Raw genomic sequence first — 14,581 nt, 5'->3', positions numbered from 1 at the left:
AAGCGCCAGCTTCAGTTGTTCTTCTTTGCCCAGGACAACTCGGCCTACCTGGGCCAGGGCTTTATCCAGTGCCTGCATGCGTCCCCTTTATGCATTGGTTGCAAATTCGGGCAGCGAGGCGGGGTCAAGCGCTGGCCAGCGCCTTCAGGCCGCGGTTCAGGTCTGCTTTCAGGTCCTCTACTCCCTCCAGGCCAATGGCCAGACGAATCAGATTTTCCGTCACCCCTGCTCGCTGCTTTTCTTCTTCGTTGACTCGCCCATGGGTCGTGGTCGCCGGGTGAGTCACGGTTGTTTTAACATCACCCAGGTTGGCGGTAATGGAAATCAGGCGAGTGGCATCAATAAAGCGCCAGGCTGCCTGACGATCACGATTACCGGCAGCATCTTCCACTTCAATGGACATGACTGCGCCATAGGCAGACTGCTGCTTGCCCGCCAGTTCATGCTGCGGGTGACTTTTCAGCCCGGCATAATGCACCCGGGCAATCCCCGGTTGTGCTTCCAGCCATTCAGCCAACACCATGGCCCGCTCGCTTTGCGCCTTCATGCGCAGACTCAAGGTTTCCAGGCCCTTGATAAAGACCCAGGCATTGAACGGGCTCATACAAGAACCAGCAGAACGAACGAACCCGAGAATATCATTCATGGGCTCTTTCGGGCCGACCACGGCACCACCGAGGCAACGCCCCTGCCCGTCCAGATATTTGGTCGCGCTGTGGATAATCAGGTCAGCACCCAGCTCGATAGGTTTTTGCAGGGCCGGCGTGCAGAAACAGTTATCCACCACCAGCAACGCCCCGTTGTCATGGGCGAGCTTGGCCAGGGCGGCAATGTCACCGACTTCCGCCAGTGGATTCGACGGCGTTTCCAGAAACAACATTTTCGTTTCCGGACGAATCGCCTCTTCCCACTGGGAAAGATCGCTCATGTCCACCAGCGTGGTATCGATACCAAATTTCTTCAGGTAACGGTCGTAGATCACGTTGGTGGTGCCGAAAACGCTGCGCGAGCTGACGATGTGGTCGCCTGGTGCCAGCAGAGCGAAAAACGTGCCGCTAATCGCCGCCATGCCGGAGGCGAAAGCCACACAGGCCTCACCGCCTTCCAGTGCCGCCAGGCGTTGCTCGAATGCGCGCACCGTAGGATTGGTAAAGCGGGAATAAATATTGCCTGGCTCTTCACCGCTAAACCGGGCCGCCGCTTGCGCCGCGTTTTCGTACACGAAGCTGGAGGTCATGAAAATCGGATCCGAATGCGCCATTTCATCCGTGCGCAATTGCGCCGTACGGATAGCCAGGGTTTCCACACTCAGGGTTGTCGGATCCAGATCATCACTCATGGTTTATTCTCGCTTTCATGCCGCACACGACACGCAACAACGCGTCAGAGATTTGCGCCCAAAGGAAGTATCATTACACGCGAAAAAAGCCGAGTCGATTCGCAGCGACGGATTCATTCATCTGGCAGCACGCCTCAATTGCCTTGTTGCGTGTCGCGTGCTGCGTGCCCGGCATTAATTAGCATTATGCAGGTCGATAATTTCGTTATCCGCCAAGGCCTGGGTCTTCTCGCTGTTGCCTTTGGCCGCGTCGTTGCGCCGCGCTTCCAGGTTGGCCAGATAGTCCGGGGTGATATTGCCGGCCAGATACTCGCCATTGAACACCGAGCAATCGAAGGACGCCACATTCGGATTGCCCTCCTGACAGGTTTCCACCAGATCATCCAGATCCTGATAGATCAACCGGTCAGCGCCAATCAGCTCACCGATTTCATCAGTGGTACGGCCGTGGGCGATCAGTTCCTGGGCCACCGGCATATCAATGCCGTAAACGTTCGGGTATTTCACTGCAGGTGCCGCGGAGGCGAAATACACCTTGCGGGCGCCGGCTTCCCGAGCCATCTGGATAATTTCGTTGCAGGTGGTACCGCGCACGATGGAATCATCCACCAGCAATACGTTCTTGCCCTGGAATTCCAGTTCGATGGCGTTGAGTTTCTGGCGCACCGATTTCTTGCGCTGTTGCTGGCCCGGCATAATGAAGGTACGACCGATATACCGGTTCTTGATAAAGCCTTCACGGTATTTCACGCCCAGATGATTGGCCATCTGCAAGGCGGACGTGCGGCTGGTGTCGGGAATGGGAATGACCACATCGATATCGTGGTCCGGCCATTCACGCTCCACTTTCTCGGCCAGTTTTTCGCCCATGCGCAGGCGCGCCTTGTACACGGAGATGCCATCGATAATGGAATCCGGTCGCGCCAGATAAACCTGCTCAAAAATACACGGATGCAGGCTCGGGGATTGTGCACACTGGCGGGTGTGCATCTCCCCATCAGCGGTGATGTAAATCGCTTCGCCGGGGGCCAGATCACGCTCCACGTGGAAACCCAGGGAAGACAAAGCCACAGACTCGGAAGCCACCATGTATTCCGGGCCGTTGGGGGTGTCCTTGCGGCCAAAGCACACCGGGCGAATACCATGGGGGTCGCGGAAAGCCAAAATGCCGTAACCGGTAATCATGGCCACCACCGCGTAGGCCCCTTCCACTCGTTGATGGACTGCGGCCACCGCATCAAAGATATCTTCCGGCTCCGGCTGCAACTTGCCGCGGCTTTGTAACTCGTGGGCAAACACGTTCAGCAGGACTTCGGAATCGGAGGTGGTGTTGATGTGGCGCAGGTCGGCACGAAAGATATGCTCGGCCAGAGCTTCCGCATTCGTCAGGTTGCCGTTGTGGGCCAGCGTAATGCCGTAGGGGGAGTTCACATAGAACGGCTGGGCTTCCGCCGAACTGGAGCTGCCTGCCGTGGGATAGCGCACATGGCCAATCCCCATGTTACCGACCAGCCGGCGCATATGGCGGGTGCGGAATACATCGCGCACCATGCCGTTATCCTTGCGCAGGTAGAGACGATCACCGTCGCAGGTCACGATACCAGCCGCATCCTGGCCACGATGCTGGAGAACGGTCAGGGCATCGTAGATCCCCTGGTTCACATGGCTATGACCGACAATACCCACAATGCCGCACATGGTACTTACCTCTAGCTGCCGCTTACATTCATGATAAAGGCGAGAAGGCTCTCGCCCACGTCCCGGGTCCATGCTTCCATCATCACCAGATGGGGAACCAGGGTGGAATCGTGCCACCAGGGGTCAGCGGCAAATAGATGCCGACCCAGGGCAACCAGTACGACCATCAGCAAGACCCCTCGCAGGGCGCCGAACACCATACCCATCAATCGATCTGTACTGCTCAGGCCAGTGACGCGGATCAGTTCACCGAGCAAATGGCTAATGAGGGCGCCCACCGCCAACGTCAGGACAAACAAGCTGCCGAAAGCGACAACGGCCCGCAGGCTGGGGGTAGTGATCTGGTCCTGGAGAAGAAGGTCCAGGGCCGGGCTGAACAGGCGCGCGATAATAAAGGCCGCTACCCAAGTGAGCAACGAAAAGGCTTCGCGGGTAAATCCCCGGCGCACACTCAGAAGTGCGGAGACTGCGATAACAAACAGAATGATGCCGTCTGCCAGATTCATGTAAAGCGTGCTCTCGCCGGCGGGTTAAGGCTGAAAAAGGGCAATGCCGGACCAGGAGAAGGCGGACATGGCACCCTGCAAATACAGACGGCGCAGTTTATCAGAGGCGAACCCGCTTGCCCATGCATGCCAGGTTTTGCTGCTGCATTGGACACCATCGCAATCAGGACACAACCGCAAGCACCGCCGGCAGTCAGGGCACGTAAATCCGCACCAGCCCCTTGAGCTTGAAACGCTCGTCATCGGCCAGCTTCTGCCGGGTGGACTCGGCATCGTCCTTGCGAATTTCCGGCCCGACCATGACCCGATGCACCACTTTCCCTTCATGACTGTCGGTCTGTATATATGCCCGATAACCCGCGTCTTTGAGTTTATCGACCATGCCGCTGGCATTATCCGCATCGGAATAACTGCCGGTCTGCACCACGAAGCCGGCCAGCACTGGGCCATCGGCGGGGTCGATCTGGGGCGGTGTCACAGGTTCTTCCGGTGGCGGTACCGGCGCATTTTCCTTCACCGGCGTCACTGGCTCCGGCTCTTTCGGAACGGTTTTCGCGTCCTCATCGTTCAGCTGCTGCTCGGCAGCATCCCGGATTGCCTGGCGGTCAGTGACAATGCGCTCGTCCGCCGTGTCCAGGCGCTCCTGCGGCACTACAGGTTCAACCAGCACGGTTTTGTGTTCCGGCGGCTCGGGGATACGCATATCTAACGCATTGCGCACCTGCTCAGGAGTACGGAACAGGAATGGTGCCAGCGCCCCAGCCAGAATCAGTAACAGTACAATGCCCACAATGCGCTGACGCGCTCGATTATCCACCGGTTTCTCCATTCAGCATTCACTAGCACCGCCGTTACTGCGCCTGCTCGCGAGCTTCTGCCACGGTATAAAAGGAACCAAAGACGACCACCTGGTCCTCACCACCAGCCGCACCCAGCGCGGCGCGAGTAGCCGCCGCCACACTGGCATATTCCTGGTACTGCGCCGTGTCAGGCAGTCCCTCTCGCAATCTTGCCGTCGGTGCCGCACGGGGAATCTGCGGTGCCGCCAGGTACCACTGGACAGCCATGCCGTTAAATAGCCCAATCACCGCATCAACAGGTTTATCGACCATCATACCGAACACCAGATGCCGGGTCCCGGTACAGGGCGGCAGCTGCTGCAGAAAGCGTTGCACCGCCGGCAGATTGTGGCCCACATCAAACCAACAGGACACCCCACCGATGTGCTGCTGTTCGCAACGGCCAAACAGACCCAGTTCAGCCACCGCCACCACATCCGCATCGCCGCACTCAATGCCTACCAGAGCCAGGGCCTGGCAGGCCGTGGCCAGATTGTCAGCACCCAGGCGCACCTGCGTGGGCAAACGCAACTGTCGGTCGCCTGACAGAACCAACGCATCGTCCTCGACATGAAAGTCCCGGCCGGCAAACACCGCTCTTGCATCAAGCCCTGCGGCCAGCGAAACAAGGTTGTCCGGCCAGTCCATTTCGCCAAATACCAGCGGCTTGCCGGCCCGGCCAATGCCGCATTTCTCGGCAGCGATGGCCTCGCGGGTATCGCCAAGCCAGTCCTGGTGATCAAGACCTACGGACGTCACCACAGACACGTCGGGTTCGACAATATTGACCGCATCCAGTCGGCCACCCAGGCCCACTTCCAGCAGGATCAGGTCAGCAGCACTGGCCTTGAACAACCAGAGCGCCGCCAGCGTGGTAAATTCAAAATAGGTGAGCGGCACCCCTCCCCTGGCCTGTTCCACCTGGGCAAACGCCGCACATAACTGCGCATCGCTGGCCAGACCTTCAGGCAGGCGAACCCGTTCGTTGAACACATGAAGATGCGGAGAGGTATACAGGCAGACCTTGCGGCCCTGGCGTTCAGCTAACGCCCTCATTAAACGCAGTGTGGAGCCTTTGCCATTGGTGCCGGCAACGGTAATCACGGGGACGGGAAAATGCGCCACCGCCAAGCGGGCAGCAACGCCGTGGAGCCGATCCAGGCCCAGTTCGATCTCGGCCGGGTGCATGGCCTCGATACGGCATAGCCACCCGGCCAGGGAATCAGGCAGAGAGGTGTCAGTCATTCAGCGCCAGCGGCGACCAGCCCATCATGTTGGCCAGCAAACGTTGAAGGGTGTCACGCATATCATGCCGGGACACGATCATGTCGATGGCGCCATGATCGAGCAAAAACTCACTTCGCTGGAAGCCTTCAGGCAATTTCTGGCGCACGGTTTGCTCGATAACCCGGGGGCCGGCAAACCCGATCAACGCGTTGGGCTCTGCCACATTCACATCGCCCAGCATGGCCAGTGACGCGGAAACGCCACCATAGACCGGATCGGTCAACACAGAAATAAAAGGCAGGCCCGCCTGACGCATCTTCTCCAGGGCGGCACTGGTTTTTGCCATCTGCATGAGTGAGAACAGGGCTTCCTGCATACGTGCCCCGCCACTGGCAGCAAAGCACACCAACGGCATTTTTTGTTCCAGGCACACGTTCACCGCGCGGACAAAACGCTCGCCCACCACGGAGCCCATGGAGCCACCCATGAAGTTGAATTCAAAGGCGCAAGCCACAAGCGGCTCACCATGCAACGTTCCTTTCAAGACGACCAGGGCATCTTTTTCTTCTGTGGCTTTTTGGGCTGCTACCAAACGATCTTTGTACTTCTTGGAGTCCTTGAACTTGAGACGATCCACTGGCGCCAGCTCACCACCAATCTCCGTTTGTGCACCTTCATCCAGAAACAGCTTGAGGCGACGGCGCGCATCAATGCGCAAGTGGTGATCGCACTTGGGACACACATCCATGTTGCGGTCCAGTTCTGGCCGATAGACCACCCCTTCACAACGCGGGCACTTTCGCCACAACCCTTCAGGAATATTGTTGCGCCGGCTTTCCTGGGGGCGACGTACGGCGGGGAGGATTTTCTCCAGCCAGTTGCTATTGCTCATGCAAAGGTCCCGTTATTGATCCATGGCGTTACGCATAGCGCTGAGAATACCCCCAACCGCGTCATTAATCGCGTTCGGGGTGTCCTTGTTTTCAGCAATCTGGTTTACCAGGGCACTACCGACGACCACACCATCGGCTACCCGGCTCACCGCCTGCGCAGATTCAGCGTCTTTGATACCAAAGCCGACACCAATGGGCAATTGAGCAAGGTTGCGAATTGTTTCAACCCGGCTCGCCACTTCATCCACATTCAGGGTGGCGGAGCCGGTGACACCTTTCAGGGAAACGTAATACAGGTAGCCAGAACCGGCCTGGCCAATCAGCTTGATACGAGCATCCGAGGTGGTAGGCGCGACCAGGAAGATCATGTCCAAGCCCTGGGCATCCATCAGCGGTTTCACTTCCAGCGCTTCCTCTGGCGGCAGATCAACCAGCAGCACCCCATCCACACCCGCCTGCGCTGCGGCTTTGGCAAAGGCCTCGTAACCCATGACTTCCACCGGATTCAGGTAGCCCATCAGCACCACCGGCGTATCCGCGTTGGTTTCGCGGAATGTCTTCACCATATCCAGGATATCGCGGGTGGACGTGTTGTGCGCCAGCGCGCGCTCACAGGCGAGCTGGATCACTGGCCCGTCCGCCATGGGATCGGAAAACGGCACGCCCAGCTCAATGATATCGGCGCCAGCGTCTACCATGGCGTGCATCAGCGGCACCGTCACTTCTTTTACCGGATCACCAGCGGTCACAAAAGGAATCAGGGCCTTGCGCTTCTGGTCGGCGAGGCGCTGGAAGCAACTTTCAATACGACGCATTTCTGCTCCTTAAAACAGGTAGTGGAAAGCCCTCCTCCGGGCTTTCCGGGCCGGTGTCGTGCTTGACCACACGACACCGGCCGCTATAAGCCAACCGCCTGACATCGAATCAGAATTCGATCCCGTCAATGGCGGCCACGGTCAGAATATCCTTGTCGCCCCGGCCAGACAGGTTCACCACAATGTTCTGGTCCGGTGACATGGTGGGCGCCAATTTACGGGCATACGCCAGTGCGTGGGCCGATTCCAGTGCCGGCATAATGCCTTCCACCTGGGTTAGCTCACGGAATGCCGACAGGGCTTCCTGGTCGTCTGCGGCCACATAATTCACCCGACCAATGTCCTTGAGCCAGGAATGCTCGGGGCCCACACCGGGATAATCCAGACCAGCCGAAACGGAATGCGTTTCGATAATCTGGCCGTTGTCGTCTTCCATCAGATAAGTGCGATTGCCATGCAGAACACCGGGGCGGCCCGCACTCAGCGGCGCAGCATGACGGCCAGTTTCGATCCCGTCTCCAGCCGCTTCCACCCCATACATGGCCACGCCTTCATCGTTGAGGAACGGATGGAACAGACCGATAGCGTTGGAGCCACCGCCCACGCAGGCCACCAGTGCATCAGGAAGCTGACCGGCTTGCTTCAGGCTTTGCTCCCGGGCTTCACGCCCGATAATGCACTGGAAATCACGCACCAACTGAGGGTAAGGATGCGGGCCGGCTACCGTACCGATGATGTAGAAGGTGTCATCCACGTTGGTGACCCAGTCACGCATGGCTTCGTTCATGGCGTCTTTCAGGGTCCGCGAACCGGAGGTCACCGGAATCACTTCTGCACCCAGCAACTTCATGCGATAAACATTGAGCTTCTGGCGCTCCACGTCTTCGGCACCCATGTACACCTGACACGTCAGACCCAGGCGAGCCGCGACCGTGGCGGTGGCCACCCCGTGCTGCCCGGCCCCGGTTTCTGCAATGACCCGGGGTTTGCCCATGTGCTTGGCCAACAGCGCCTGACCAATGGTGTTATTCACCTTGTGTGCACCGGTGTGGTTGAGATCCTCACGCTTGAGCCAGATCTTTGCGCCACCGAGCTGCTTCGACCATCGCTCTGCCAGGTACAGCGGAGACGGGCGCCCCACATAGTGGGCCAGGTCGTAGTCGAAATCCGCGCGGAACTGCGGATCGTCCTTGAGACGCGCATACATGGCGGTCAGTTCGTCCAAAGCCCCCATCAGGGTTTCGGAAACAAAGCTGCCACCAAATTGGCCAAAGTGGCCACGTGCATCAGGAAAAGCAGAAAAATCAGGGCGTTCAGACACCAGCTACTCCTCGTGTTTTGACACTATTGATAAAGGCGCGAATGGCGGCGGCATCCTTGATGCCGCCGCTGCGGCGACCCTGAACATTCTTCTGTTCAACGCCACCACTCACATCCACCGCCCATGGCCGAACCTGTGTCACAGCTGCAGCCACATTTTCCGGGTGCAGGCCACCGGCCAGCACCACGGGCAAGGGCAGGTCTTTCGGAACCCTGCCCCAGTTGAAAACTTCGCCGGTGCCGCCTGGCAGCCCCGGCACATAGCTATCTACCAGTAACCCCGACGCGTTGCGGTACGCCTGCGCGTACTCATGCAAATCCACGTCGTCCTTCATCCGCACCGCCTTGATCCAGGGGCGCCCGAAACTATCACAGTGCTGCGGGTCTTCATTGCCATGGAACTGCAGTACATCCACCGGCACGGTGGCCAGCACCCGGTTGATCTGGTCACGGGGGGCATCCACAAAAAGCGCCACCGTGGTAACAAACGGGGGCAGGCTAGCGCAGATCTGCGCCGCGCGAGCCGCAGTCACTGCACGGGGGCTGGGCCCATAGAAAACCAGACCAATTGCATCGGCACCGGCCTTCGCCGCCGCCAGGGCATCTTCAATTCGGGTAATACCGCAGATTTTGACCCGGGGTACGGTCATGGGTGCTCCAGTGTAACAAAAACCAGGGATTTTAGCGTGGTGCTTGAGGCATGCCGCGTGCTGCTCTTAATCATTATGCCTGAAGGTCATCCGGTAGCCACAGAGGCCCAAGCGAATCTTTCGGCAATGCAAAGCTGTCCGGGTACTCGATTTCCACCAGGTACAAGCCGAATGGCGGTGCCGTGGCTGCTCCTTTGCGGCGGTCACGTCCCTCAAGAACCTCCCTGGCCCAGCTTGGCGGCTTCTGGCCCGCTCCCACGCTCATTAGCACCCCGGCTATATTACGCACCATGTGCATCAAGAACGCGTTAGCATGGGCTTCCAGCACAAGCACTTTGCCGTGCTCGTAGAGCGTCAGGCTGTGCATCGTTTTCAATGGCGATTTTGCCTGACAATGCACGCTGCGGTAGGCGGTAAAGTCGTGCTCACCCACCAGGTGCGCAGCCGCCTCGCGCATGGCGGCCACATTCATCGGGCGGTAATTCCAGGTTACCTGATTGCGATACAGCGCCGGCGGGCGGGCATGGTTATAGATGACATAACGGTAGCGGCGGCTCACCGCGGAAAAACGCGCATGAAACCCGTCGTCCACCGGCACCGCCCACCGTACGGTCACGTCCCGCGGCAGATTGGTATTGGCGCCCATGATCCAGCTTTTCATCTCACGGGGAGCATCGGAATCGAAATGCACCACCTGCCCGGTACCGTGCACACCCGCGTCCGTTCGCCCCGCGCACACTACGGCTACCGGGTGGTTCGCGACTTTGCTCAATGCCGCTTCCAGGCACTCCTGGACCGTACGCACCCCGGGCTGCTGTGTCTGCCAGCCACGAAAGCCCGTGCCATCGTACTCAATACCCAACGCAATACGTGCCATGTTCCACCATGTCGTTACAGAAGCCTTCTTCGCAGCTCACCGCAAACAGCGGCTTCCCCACAGTGCCCGTCAGAAATATTGGCACAGGCTTCAGCGATCGATGGGAACGGAGAAGCCATAAAAAAAGGGGGCGATACCATAAGGCATCGCCCCCTTTTTGCCTAGGGAGAGAGGGGGATTAGCCCACTTGGCTGAGCAACTCCCGGGCTTCGGACTGCTGCTGGTCGTTACCTTCAGAGATCACTTCGTTGAGGATATCCTTGGCGCCTTCGTTATCACCCATGTCGATATAGGCTTTGGCGAGATCCAGCTTGGTCGCGTTCTCGTCAGTTTCACCCAGGAAGTCGAAGTCATCCTCATCAGCCAACACGTCAGCGCTGGACGGCGCCGGGGTGTCATCCGCCGGAGCATCAGGCACAGCAGCCGGCTCGATGGACATGGCTTCTTCCGTTGGCTCCTCCACATCGGCGACCTCAGTGTCAGTCACTTCAGGGGCATCGAAAGACAAGGTCTGATCGTCATCCAGATTCAGGTCGTCATCGCCGAGCAGGTCTTCCAGGGAGCCATCATCCGCAGCAGCCACCTGGTCCGCATCGATCTGTGCGTCAGCCATGGGTGCCGCATCTTCTTGCGGTGCATCCAGGTCCAGCGAGGTGATATCGTCAAGAGAGTCATCCCCCTCTGCGGAACCACCCAGTGACTTCTCAGCTTCGTCCAGCTCCAGATCAATATCCAGATCTGCCAGGGTGTCATCTTCAGTCGACTGTGGAGCCGCGCCGGTTTCGTCAGACAAGTCCAGATCATCCAGAGACAAATCCAGCTCTTCGTCAGCGGCCGGTTCGGCAGACAGATCATCGAACTCCGCATTCATTTCATCCAGACTCAGATCACCGAATTCAGTGTCATCTTCCAGAGTCGCGCTACCAACGTCATCCAGCTCCAACAGGGAGTCAGCAGACAGAGACTGCTTGTCCGCGTCAGACATTTCCGGCACTTCTTTTGCCGCATCATCGTCGCTGTCGAAATCCAGGCTGAAATCATCGTCCTGGGCACTGGCAGAAGAAGGCGATGCCTCGCTGTCCGCATCCAGCATGACGGTGGCGTCATCGTTGTCGGCTTCTGCAGAATCCAGCTCAAAGTCGAAATCCGCCAACTCATCAGTGCTTTCCGGCTCCAGAGACGGCGCTTCCGCTTCAATGGTCGGCGCACTGGCCGGCTCGTTATCCAGATCGGAGGACAGGCCCATTTCCAGATCGTCCAGGGAGAGCTCTTCATCATCCTCGCCCGACGGAGCCGGCGCACCACCCAAACGAGCAATGGCTGCGTCCACCTCAGTACCAGTGCCGGCATAGGCGGTTGCTTGTTGCTGGAATGCTGCGTCGTCGCCCATTTCTTTCAGCAGTTCCAGCAGACGCACTTTCAGGTCTGCCCGTTCCGGTGATTTATTGATTTCGTTGCGCAGGAAGTCAACGGCTTGTGGGTAGCGACCGTAGGCCACATACACTTCCACATCTTCCAGCGGATCCTGGCTACCGCCCTGCCCTTGTACCGGCGGTGCGTCGGCAGCGTCATCTTCATCAACAGTGGTAACGGCGGGCGCGCTTTCGTCGTCCAGATTCAGGCCGAACTCATCGTCCTGCTGATCATCGACATCATCAAACAGCGGCTCATCCAGATCTTCATTGTCATTTTTCTTCTTGCCCCGCAGGAGCAGGACAATCAGAAGCACTATGACCAGCACACCCAGCAGGATGTACAGCAGGTTTTCCATGATCAGGTCGACAATGCCGCCACTCTGGGCAACCGGCGGCTGTGCAGGCGCCACTGGCTCAGGCTTGGAGACTGGCTCTACCGGTTTAACCGCGCTGTCCGCCGCAACGTCTTTGTCATCGGCAGTGTCAGCAACGCTCTGTGACTCTTCTGCATCACCGGCATCGGTTACACCACCCTGTTCCGCTGCTTCCTCATCGGAACCTTCCAGAACAGCAACGTCATCACCAGCGGCTTGTTCAGCCTCTTCCTGAGTAGCGTCAGCAGCGGCAACAGAGTCACCCGCTTCACCAACATCCGCAGTGGCGTCGTCTTCAGCCGGAACTTCCGGCGCTGCCGGCTCTTCCAGCAGCGGGTCATTTTCCGGCGATGCAACACCCTGCTCTTCGCGCAGCTGGCGCAACTCTTCCTGCAACTGGCTAATCTGGTCGTTACGCAACTTCAGCAGCTGTTCGCTGGTGGAACTTTGCTCTTCCAGATCACGCAGGCGGGATTTCAGCTCAGAATTTTCACGATCCAGGCGATCCAGACTCTCATCGCGAATCGCCAGCTCGTTCTCCAGCACCGCAGTATTGGCGCTGCCCTGTTCGTCAGAACCCGTACTGTCGCCATCATCAACGCCGGCAGTGGATTCCGGAGCAACCAGCTTCACTTCACCGCGGGTTGGCGTCTCAGCCTCATCATCGCTGTCTGTGACTTGGCGAGAACCATCAATCTGGGCACGCTGCGGGGTTTGGATGCCTCGTTTTTCCAGCATGTCACGCCATTGGCGGTTCTGATCAGCGACTTCCGCAATAGCGGAACGGGTGGAGATGGTGCGCACTTCCTGCTCGTTAGGGATACGCAGAACGGTGCCTTCACGCACCAGGTTCACGTTGTTATTGATGAACGCATCCGGGTTCATCTCCTGAATCGCCACCAGCATCTGTTGCACCGACACACTGTTCGAGGGGCGATTATTCAGGGCGATTTGCCACATGGTGTCACTGGAACGCACGGTATAACTGTTGCGCGGGCTGTTATCGGCTACTGCCGGTGCAGACTGAACCTGCTGAGGCTCCGGTTCGATGGCGGGCTCAGGCGCTCTGTCAGGCTGGGATGTTGTCGCGGCTGCGGGCGCCGGCGCAGGAGTAGGCTCGCTGCGAGTCACTGGCTGCGGCACGCGACTGATGGTCGGCGCAGCGGTTACGGTGCTATCGGCAAAGCTGGGCGGGTCCAGCAATACCGTATATTCACGCATCAGGCGGCCGGTGGGCCACAGGAATTCAACCAGGAAGTTCAGGTAAGGTTCACGCACCGGCTGGTCCGTAGAAATATGCAGCTGGGCCTTGTCACCCTCCTGAAGCTCTACAGAAAATTCCAGACGATTGAGGAAATAGCTGCGATCAACGCCAGCAGCATCGAATTCTGACTGGGGCGCCAGATTCACCAGAATCTCCTCTGCTGACAGGTCGCCGACCTCGTGCAGAGAAACATCCATATCCAGGGGCTGGTTCAAATAGGAATTAAGCTGGTATTCCCCTACCCCCAATGCTGCCGCTACGCCAGGCGCCATCATCGCCACAGCTGTTAAGCCAAACCCAAGTTTTCGAAGCATGGTCGAACCCTTTATTTATTATGTTTCCCGCGCTCAGCCCGATCCCGCGGGCCCTACGGATGTACCCGAGGCGGCAAGCTGTCCTATATGACGCCGTTCACACATTCTGCCTCAGGGCAGAGACAAAACCTAGAAACCGCGTCACATAATGTCAGTAAGTATCCATTACAGATAGTCTTTTAGCAACTTCTCGACTATTTTCACCGCGTTCAACGCAGCCCCCCAACGGACATTATCGGCAACGCTAAAATAGCTCAACGCCCCGCCCGCTTCCATCTCTTCACGGACCCGGGAAAGTCGCATTACAGGCTCACCTTCCACCATGGCCACTGGCGACATGGCTTGCGGATCATCACTGTCCTGCACCGATATATCGTCATTGCCCTCCCACAAGGCATGGCATTGCGCTGCCGACAGCCCTTGCATGCTACGTACGGTGACACTCTGCCCATAACCATAAAAAACCGGCACCCGCACCGTGGTGACCTGGATGGACAGGGGCTGATCCGCCAGAATCCGGCGGGTTTCCAGCATCAATTTCAGCTCTTCGCTGGTGAAGCCGTTTTCCTGAATCTGACCACTCACCGGCAGTACATTGAAGGCAATTTGCGCCTGCGCCGCTTCACTGGGAGACAGGCCATTGAGCAAACGCACGCTTTGCTGGGCCAGCTGGTCCACCCCGGACTTGCCGGTGGCGGATGCCGCCTGGAACTGGGTCACCACCACGTCCTGCAAAGGACCCAGTTCGGTCAGCGGTTTCAAGGCGCGCAGCAACTGAACCGTGGAGGCATCAGCGCAGGCCACCAGGTTTTGCTCCCGGGCCTGAGCCAGCATCTCGTCGTTCACATCGGCCACCACCAGCGGAATGTCAGCCTCATAACGGTAGGCCGGTGACAGGTCCACCACTACAGCGCCGGCTTCCGCCGCAGCCGGCGCCAGGGCCTGGCTCACCGACGCTCCCGCCGCAAACAGCACCACTTCCACCTGGGAGAAATCGAAATCCTCTGCGGTGCTCACAGTGAGGGTTTTGCCGGCAAACGCGATCTTGCT

At 58.5% G+C, this 14,581-nt stretch carries 12 protein-coding genes; all 12 read right to left on the bottom strand.

Going from position 1 to position 14,581, the window contains the following annotated elements; translation table 11 throughout:
* Window positions 1–124: 124 nt before the first annotated feature.
* Window positions 125–1,339, bottom strand: a complete 1,215-nt coding sequence (locus tag A3730_RS18900; RefSeq protein WP_063520924.1) for an O-succinylhomoserine sulfhydrylase — start codon at window positions 1,337–1,339, stop codon at window positions 125–127.
* 174 nt (window positions 1,340–1,513) lie between these two features.
* The gene (gene purF, locus A3730_RS18895) at window positions 1,514–3,037 is read right to left on the bottom strand and encodes an amidophosphoribosyltransferase (RefSeq protein WP_007148625.1); all 1,524 of its coding nucleotides are present in this window, start codon (window positions 3,035–3,037) and stop codon (window positions 1,514–1,516) included.
* Window positions 3,038–3,048: 11 nt separating this feature from the next.
* Window positions 3,049–3,543, bottom strand: a complete 495-nt coding sequence (locus A3730_RS18890) for a CvpA family protein (RefSeq protein ID WP_063520613.1) — start codon at window positions 3,541–3,543, stop codon at window positions 3,049–3,051.
* Window positions 3,544–3,736: 193 nt separating this feature from the next.
* Window positions 3,737–4,360 carry an SPOR domain-containing protein gene (locus tag A3730_RS18885; protein ID WP_231880660.1) on the bottom strand — a complete coding sequence of 208 codons (624 nt, stop codon included), beginning with the start codon at window positions 4,358–4,360 and terminating at the stop codon, window positions 3,737–3,739.
* Between the two features lie 34 nt (window positions 4,361–4,394).
* The gene (locus tag A3730_RS18880) at window positions 4,395–5,627 is read right to left on the bottom strand and encodes a folylpolyglutamate synthase/dihydrofolate synthase family protein (protein WP_063538683.1); all 1,233 of its coding nucleotides are present in this window, start codon (window positions 5,625–5,627) and stop codon (window positions 4,395–4,397) included.
* Window positions 5,620–6,501: an acetyl-CoA carboxylase, carboxyltransferase subunit beta gene (accD, locus tag A3730_RS18875; protein WP_063519947.1), complete on the bottom strand. Its 882-nt coding sequence runs from the start codon at window positions 6,499–6,501 to the stop codon at window positions 5,620–5,622. Before accD ends, A3730_RS18880 begins: the two co-directional genes overlap by 8 nt.
* Window positions 6,502–6,513: 12 nt before the next feature.
* Window positions 6,514–7,317: a tryptophan synthase subunit alpha gene (gene trpA, locus A3730_RS18870; protein ID WP_063519948.1), complete on the bottom strand. Its 804-nt coding sequence runs from the start codon at window positions 7,315–7,317 to the stop codon at window positions 6,514–6,516.
* 109 nt (window positions 7,318–7,426) lie between these two features.
* Window positions 7,427–8,638 (bottom strand): tryptophan synthase subunit beta, encoded by a 1,212-nt coding sequence (gene trpB, locus A3730_RS18865; RefSeq protein ID WP_063519949.1) that lies wholly within the window; start codon window positions 8,636–8,638, stop codon window positions 7,427–7,429.
* Complete coding sequence (locus tag A3730_RS18860; protein ID WP_063519950.1) at window positions 8,631–9,287, bottom strand: phosphoribosylanthranilate isomerase; 657 nt, start codon at window positions 9,285–9,287, stop codon at window positions 8,631–8,633. Before A3730_RS18860 ends, trpB begins: the two co-directional genes overlap by 8 nt.
* A 73-nt stretch (window positions 9,288–9,360) precedes the next feature.
* Window positions 9,361–10,164, bottom strand: a complete 804-nt coding sequence (gene truA / locus A3730_RS18855; protein ID WP_063519951.1) for a tRNA pseudouridine(38-40) synthase TruA — start codon at window positions 10,162–10,164, stop codon at window positions 9,361–9,363.
* A 178-nt stretch (window positions 10,165–10,342) separates the two neighbouring features.
* Window positions 10,343–13,531 carry a FimV/HubP family polar landmark protein gene (locus A3730_RS18850; RefSeq protein ID WP_197477527.1) on the bottom strand — a complete coding sequence of 1,063 codons (3,189 nt, stop codon included), beginning with the start codon at window positions 13,529–13,531 and terminating at the stop codon, window positions 10,343–10,345.
* A gap of 165 nt (window positions 13,532–13,696) precedes the next feature.
* Window positions 13,697–14,581: aspartate-semialdehyde dehydrogenase (locus A3730_RS18845; RefSeq protein ID WP_063538679.1), on the bottom strand; the 885-nt coding region annotated here is incomplete at its 5' end.

Source organism: Alcanivorax sp. HI0044, assembly GCF_001634945.1.
Note: the sequence above shows the minus strand (reverse complement) of the source record. Positions and strands in the feature narration are given on the sequence as shown.

What these genes read in the sequence shown, in the direction of transcription:
- trpA (WP_063519948.1), bottom strand. Translation starts at nt 7,317, where the DNA reads ATGCGTCGTATTGAAAGTTGCTTCCAGCGCCTCGCCGACCAGAAGCGC.
- A3730_RS18900 (WP_063520924.1), bottom strand. Translation starts at nt 1,339, where the DNA reads ATGAGTGATGATCTGGATCCGACAACCCTGAGTGTGGAAACCCTGGCT.
- truA (WP_063519951.1), bottom strand. Translation starts at nt 10,164, where the DNA reads ATGGCACGTATTGCGTTGGGTATTGAGTACGATGGCACGGGCTTTCGT.
- A3730_RS18850 (WP_197477527.1), bottom strand. Translation starts at nt 13,531, where the DNA reads ATGCTTCGAAAACTTGGGTTTGGCTTAACAGCTGTGGCGATGATGGCG.
- A3730_RS18860 (WP_063519950.1), bottom strand. Translation starts at nt 9,287, where the DNA reads ATGACCGTACCCCGGGTCAAAATCTGCGGTATTACCCGAATTGAAGAT.
- accD (WP_063519947.1), bottom strand. Translation starts at nt 6,501, where the DNA reads ATGAGCAATAGCAACTGGCTGGAGAAAATCCTCCCCGCCGTACGTCGC.
- A3730_RS18880 (WP_063538683.1), bottom strand. Translation starts at nt 5,627, where the DNA reads ATGACTGACACCTCTCTGCCTGATTCCCTGGCCGGGTGGCTATGCCGT.
- purF (WP_007148625.1), bottom strand. Translation starts at nt 3,037, where the DNA reads ATGTGCGGCATTGTGGGTATTGTCGGTCATAGCCATGTGAACCAGGGG.
- A3730_RS18890 (WP_063520613.1), bottom strand. Translation starts at nt 3,543, where the DNA reads ATGAATCTGGCAGACGGCATCATTCTGTTTGTTATCGCAGTCTCCGCA.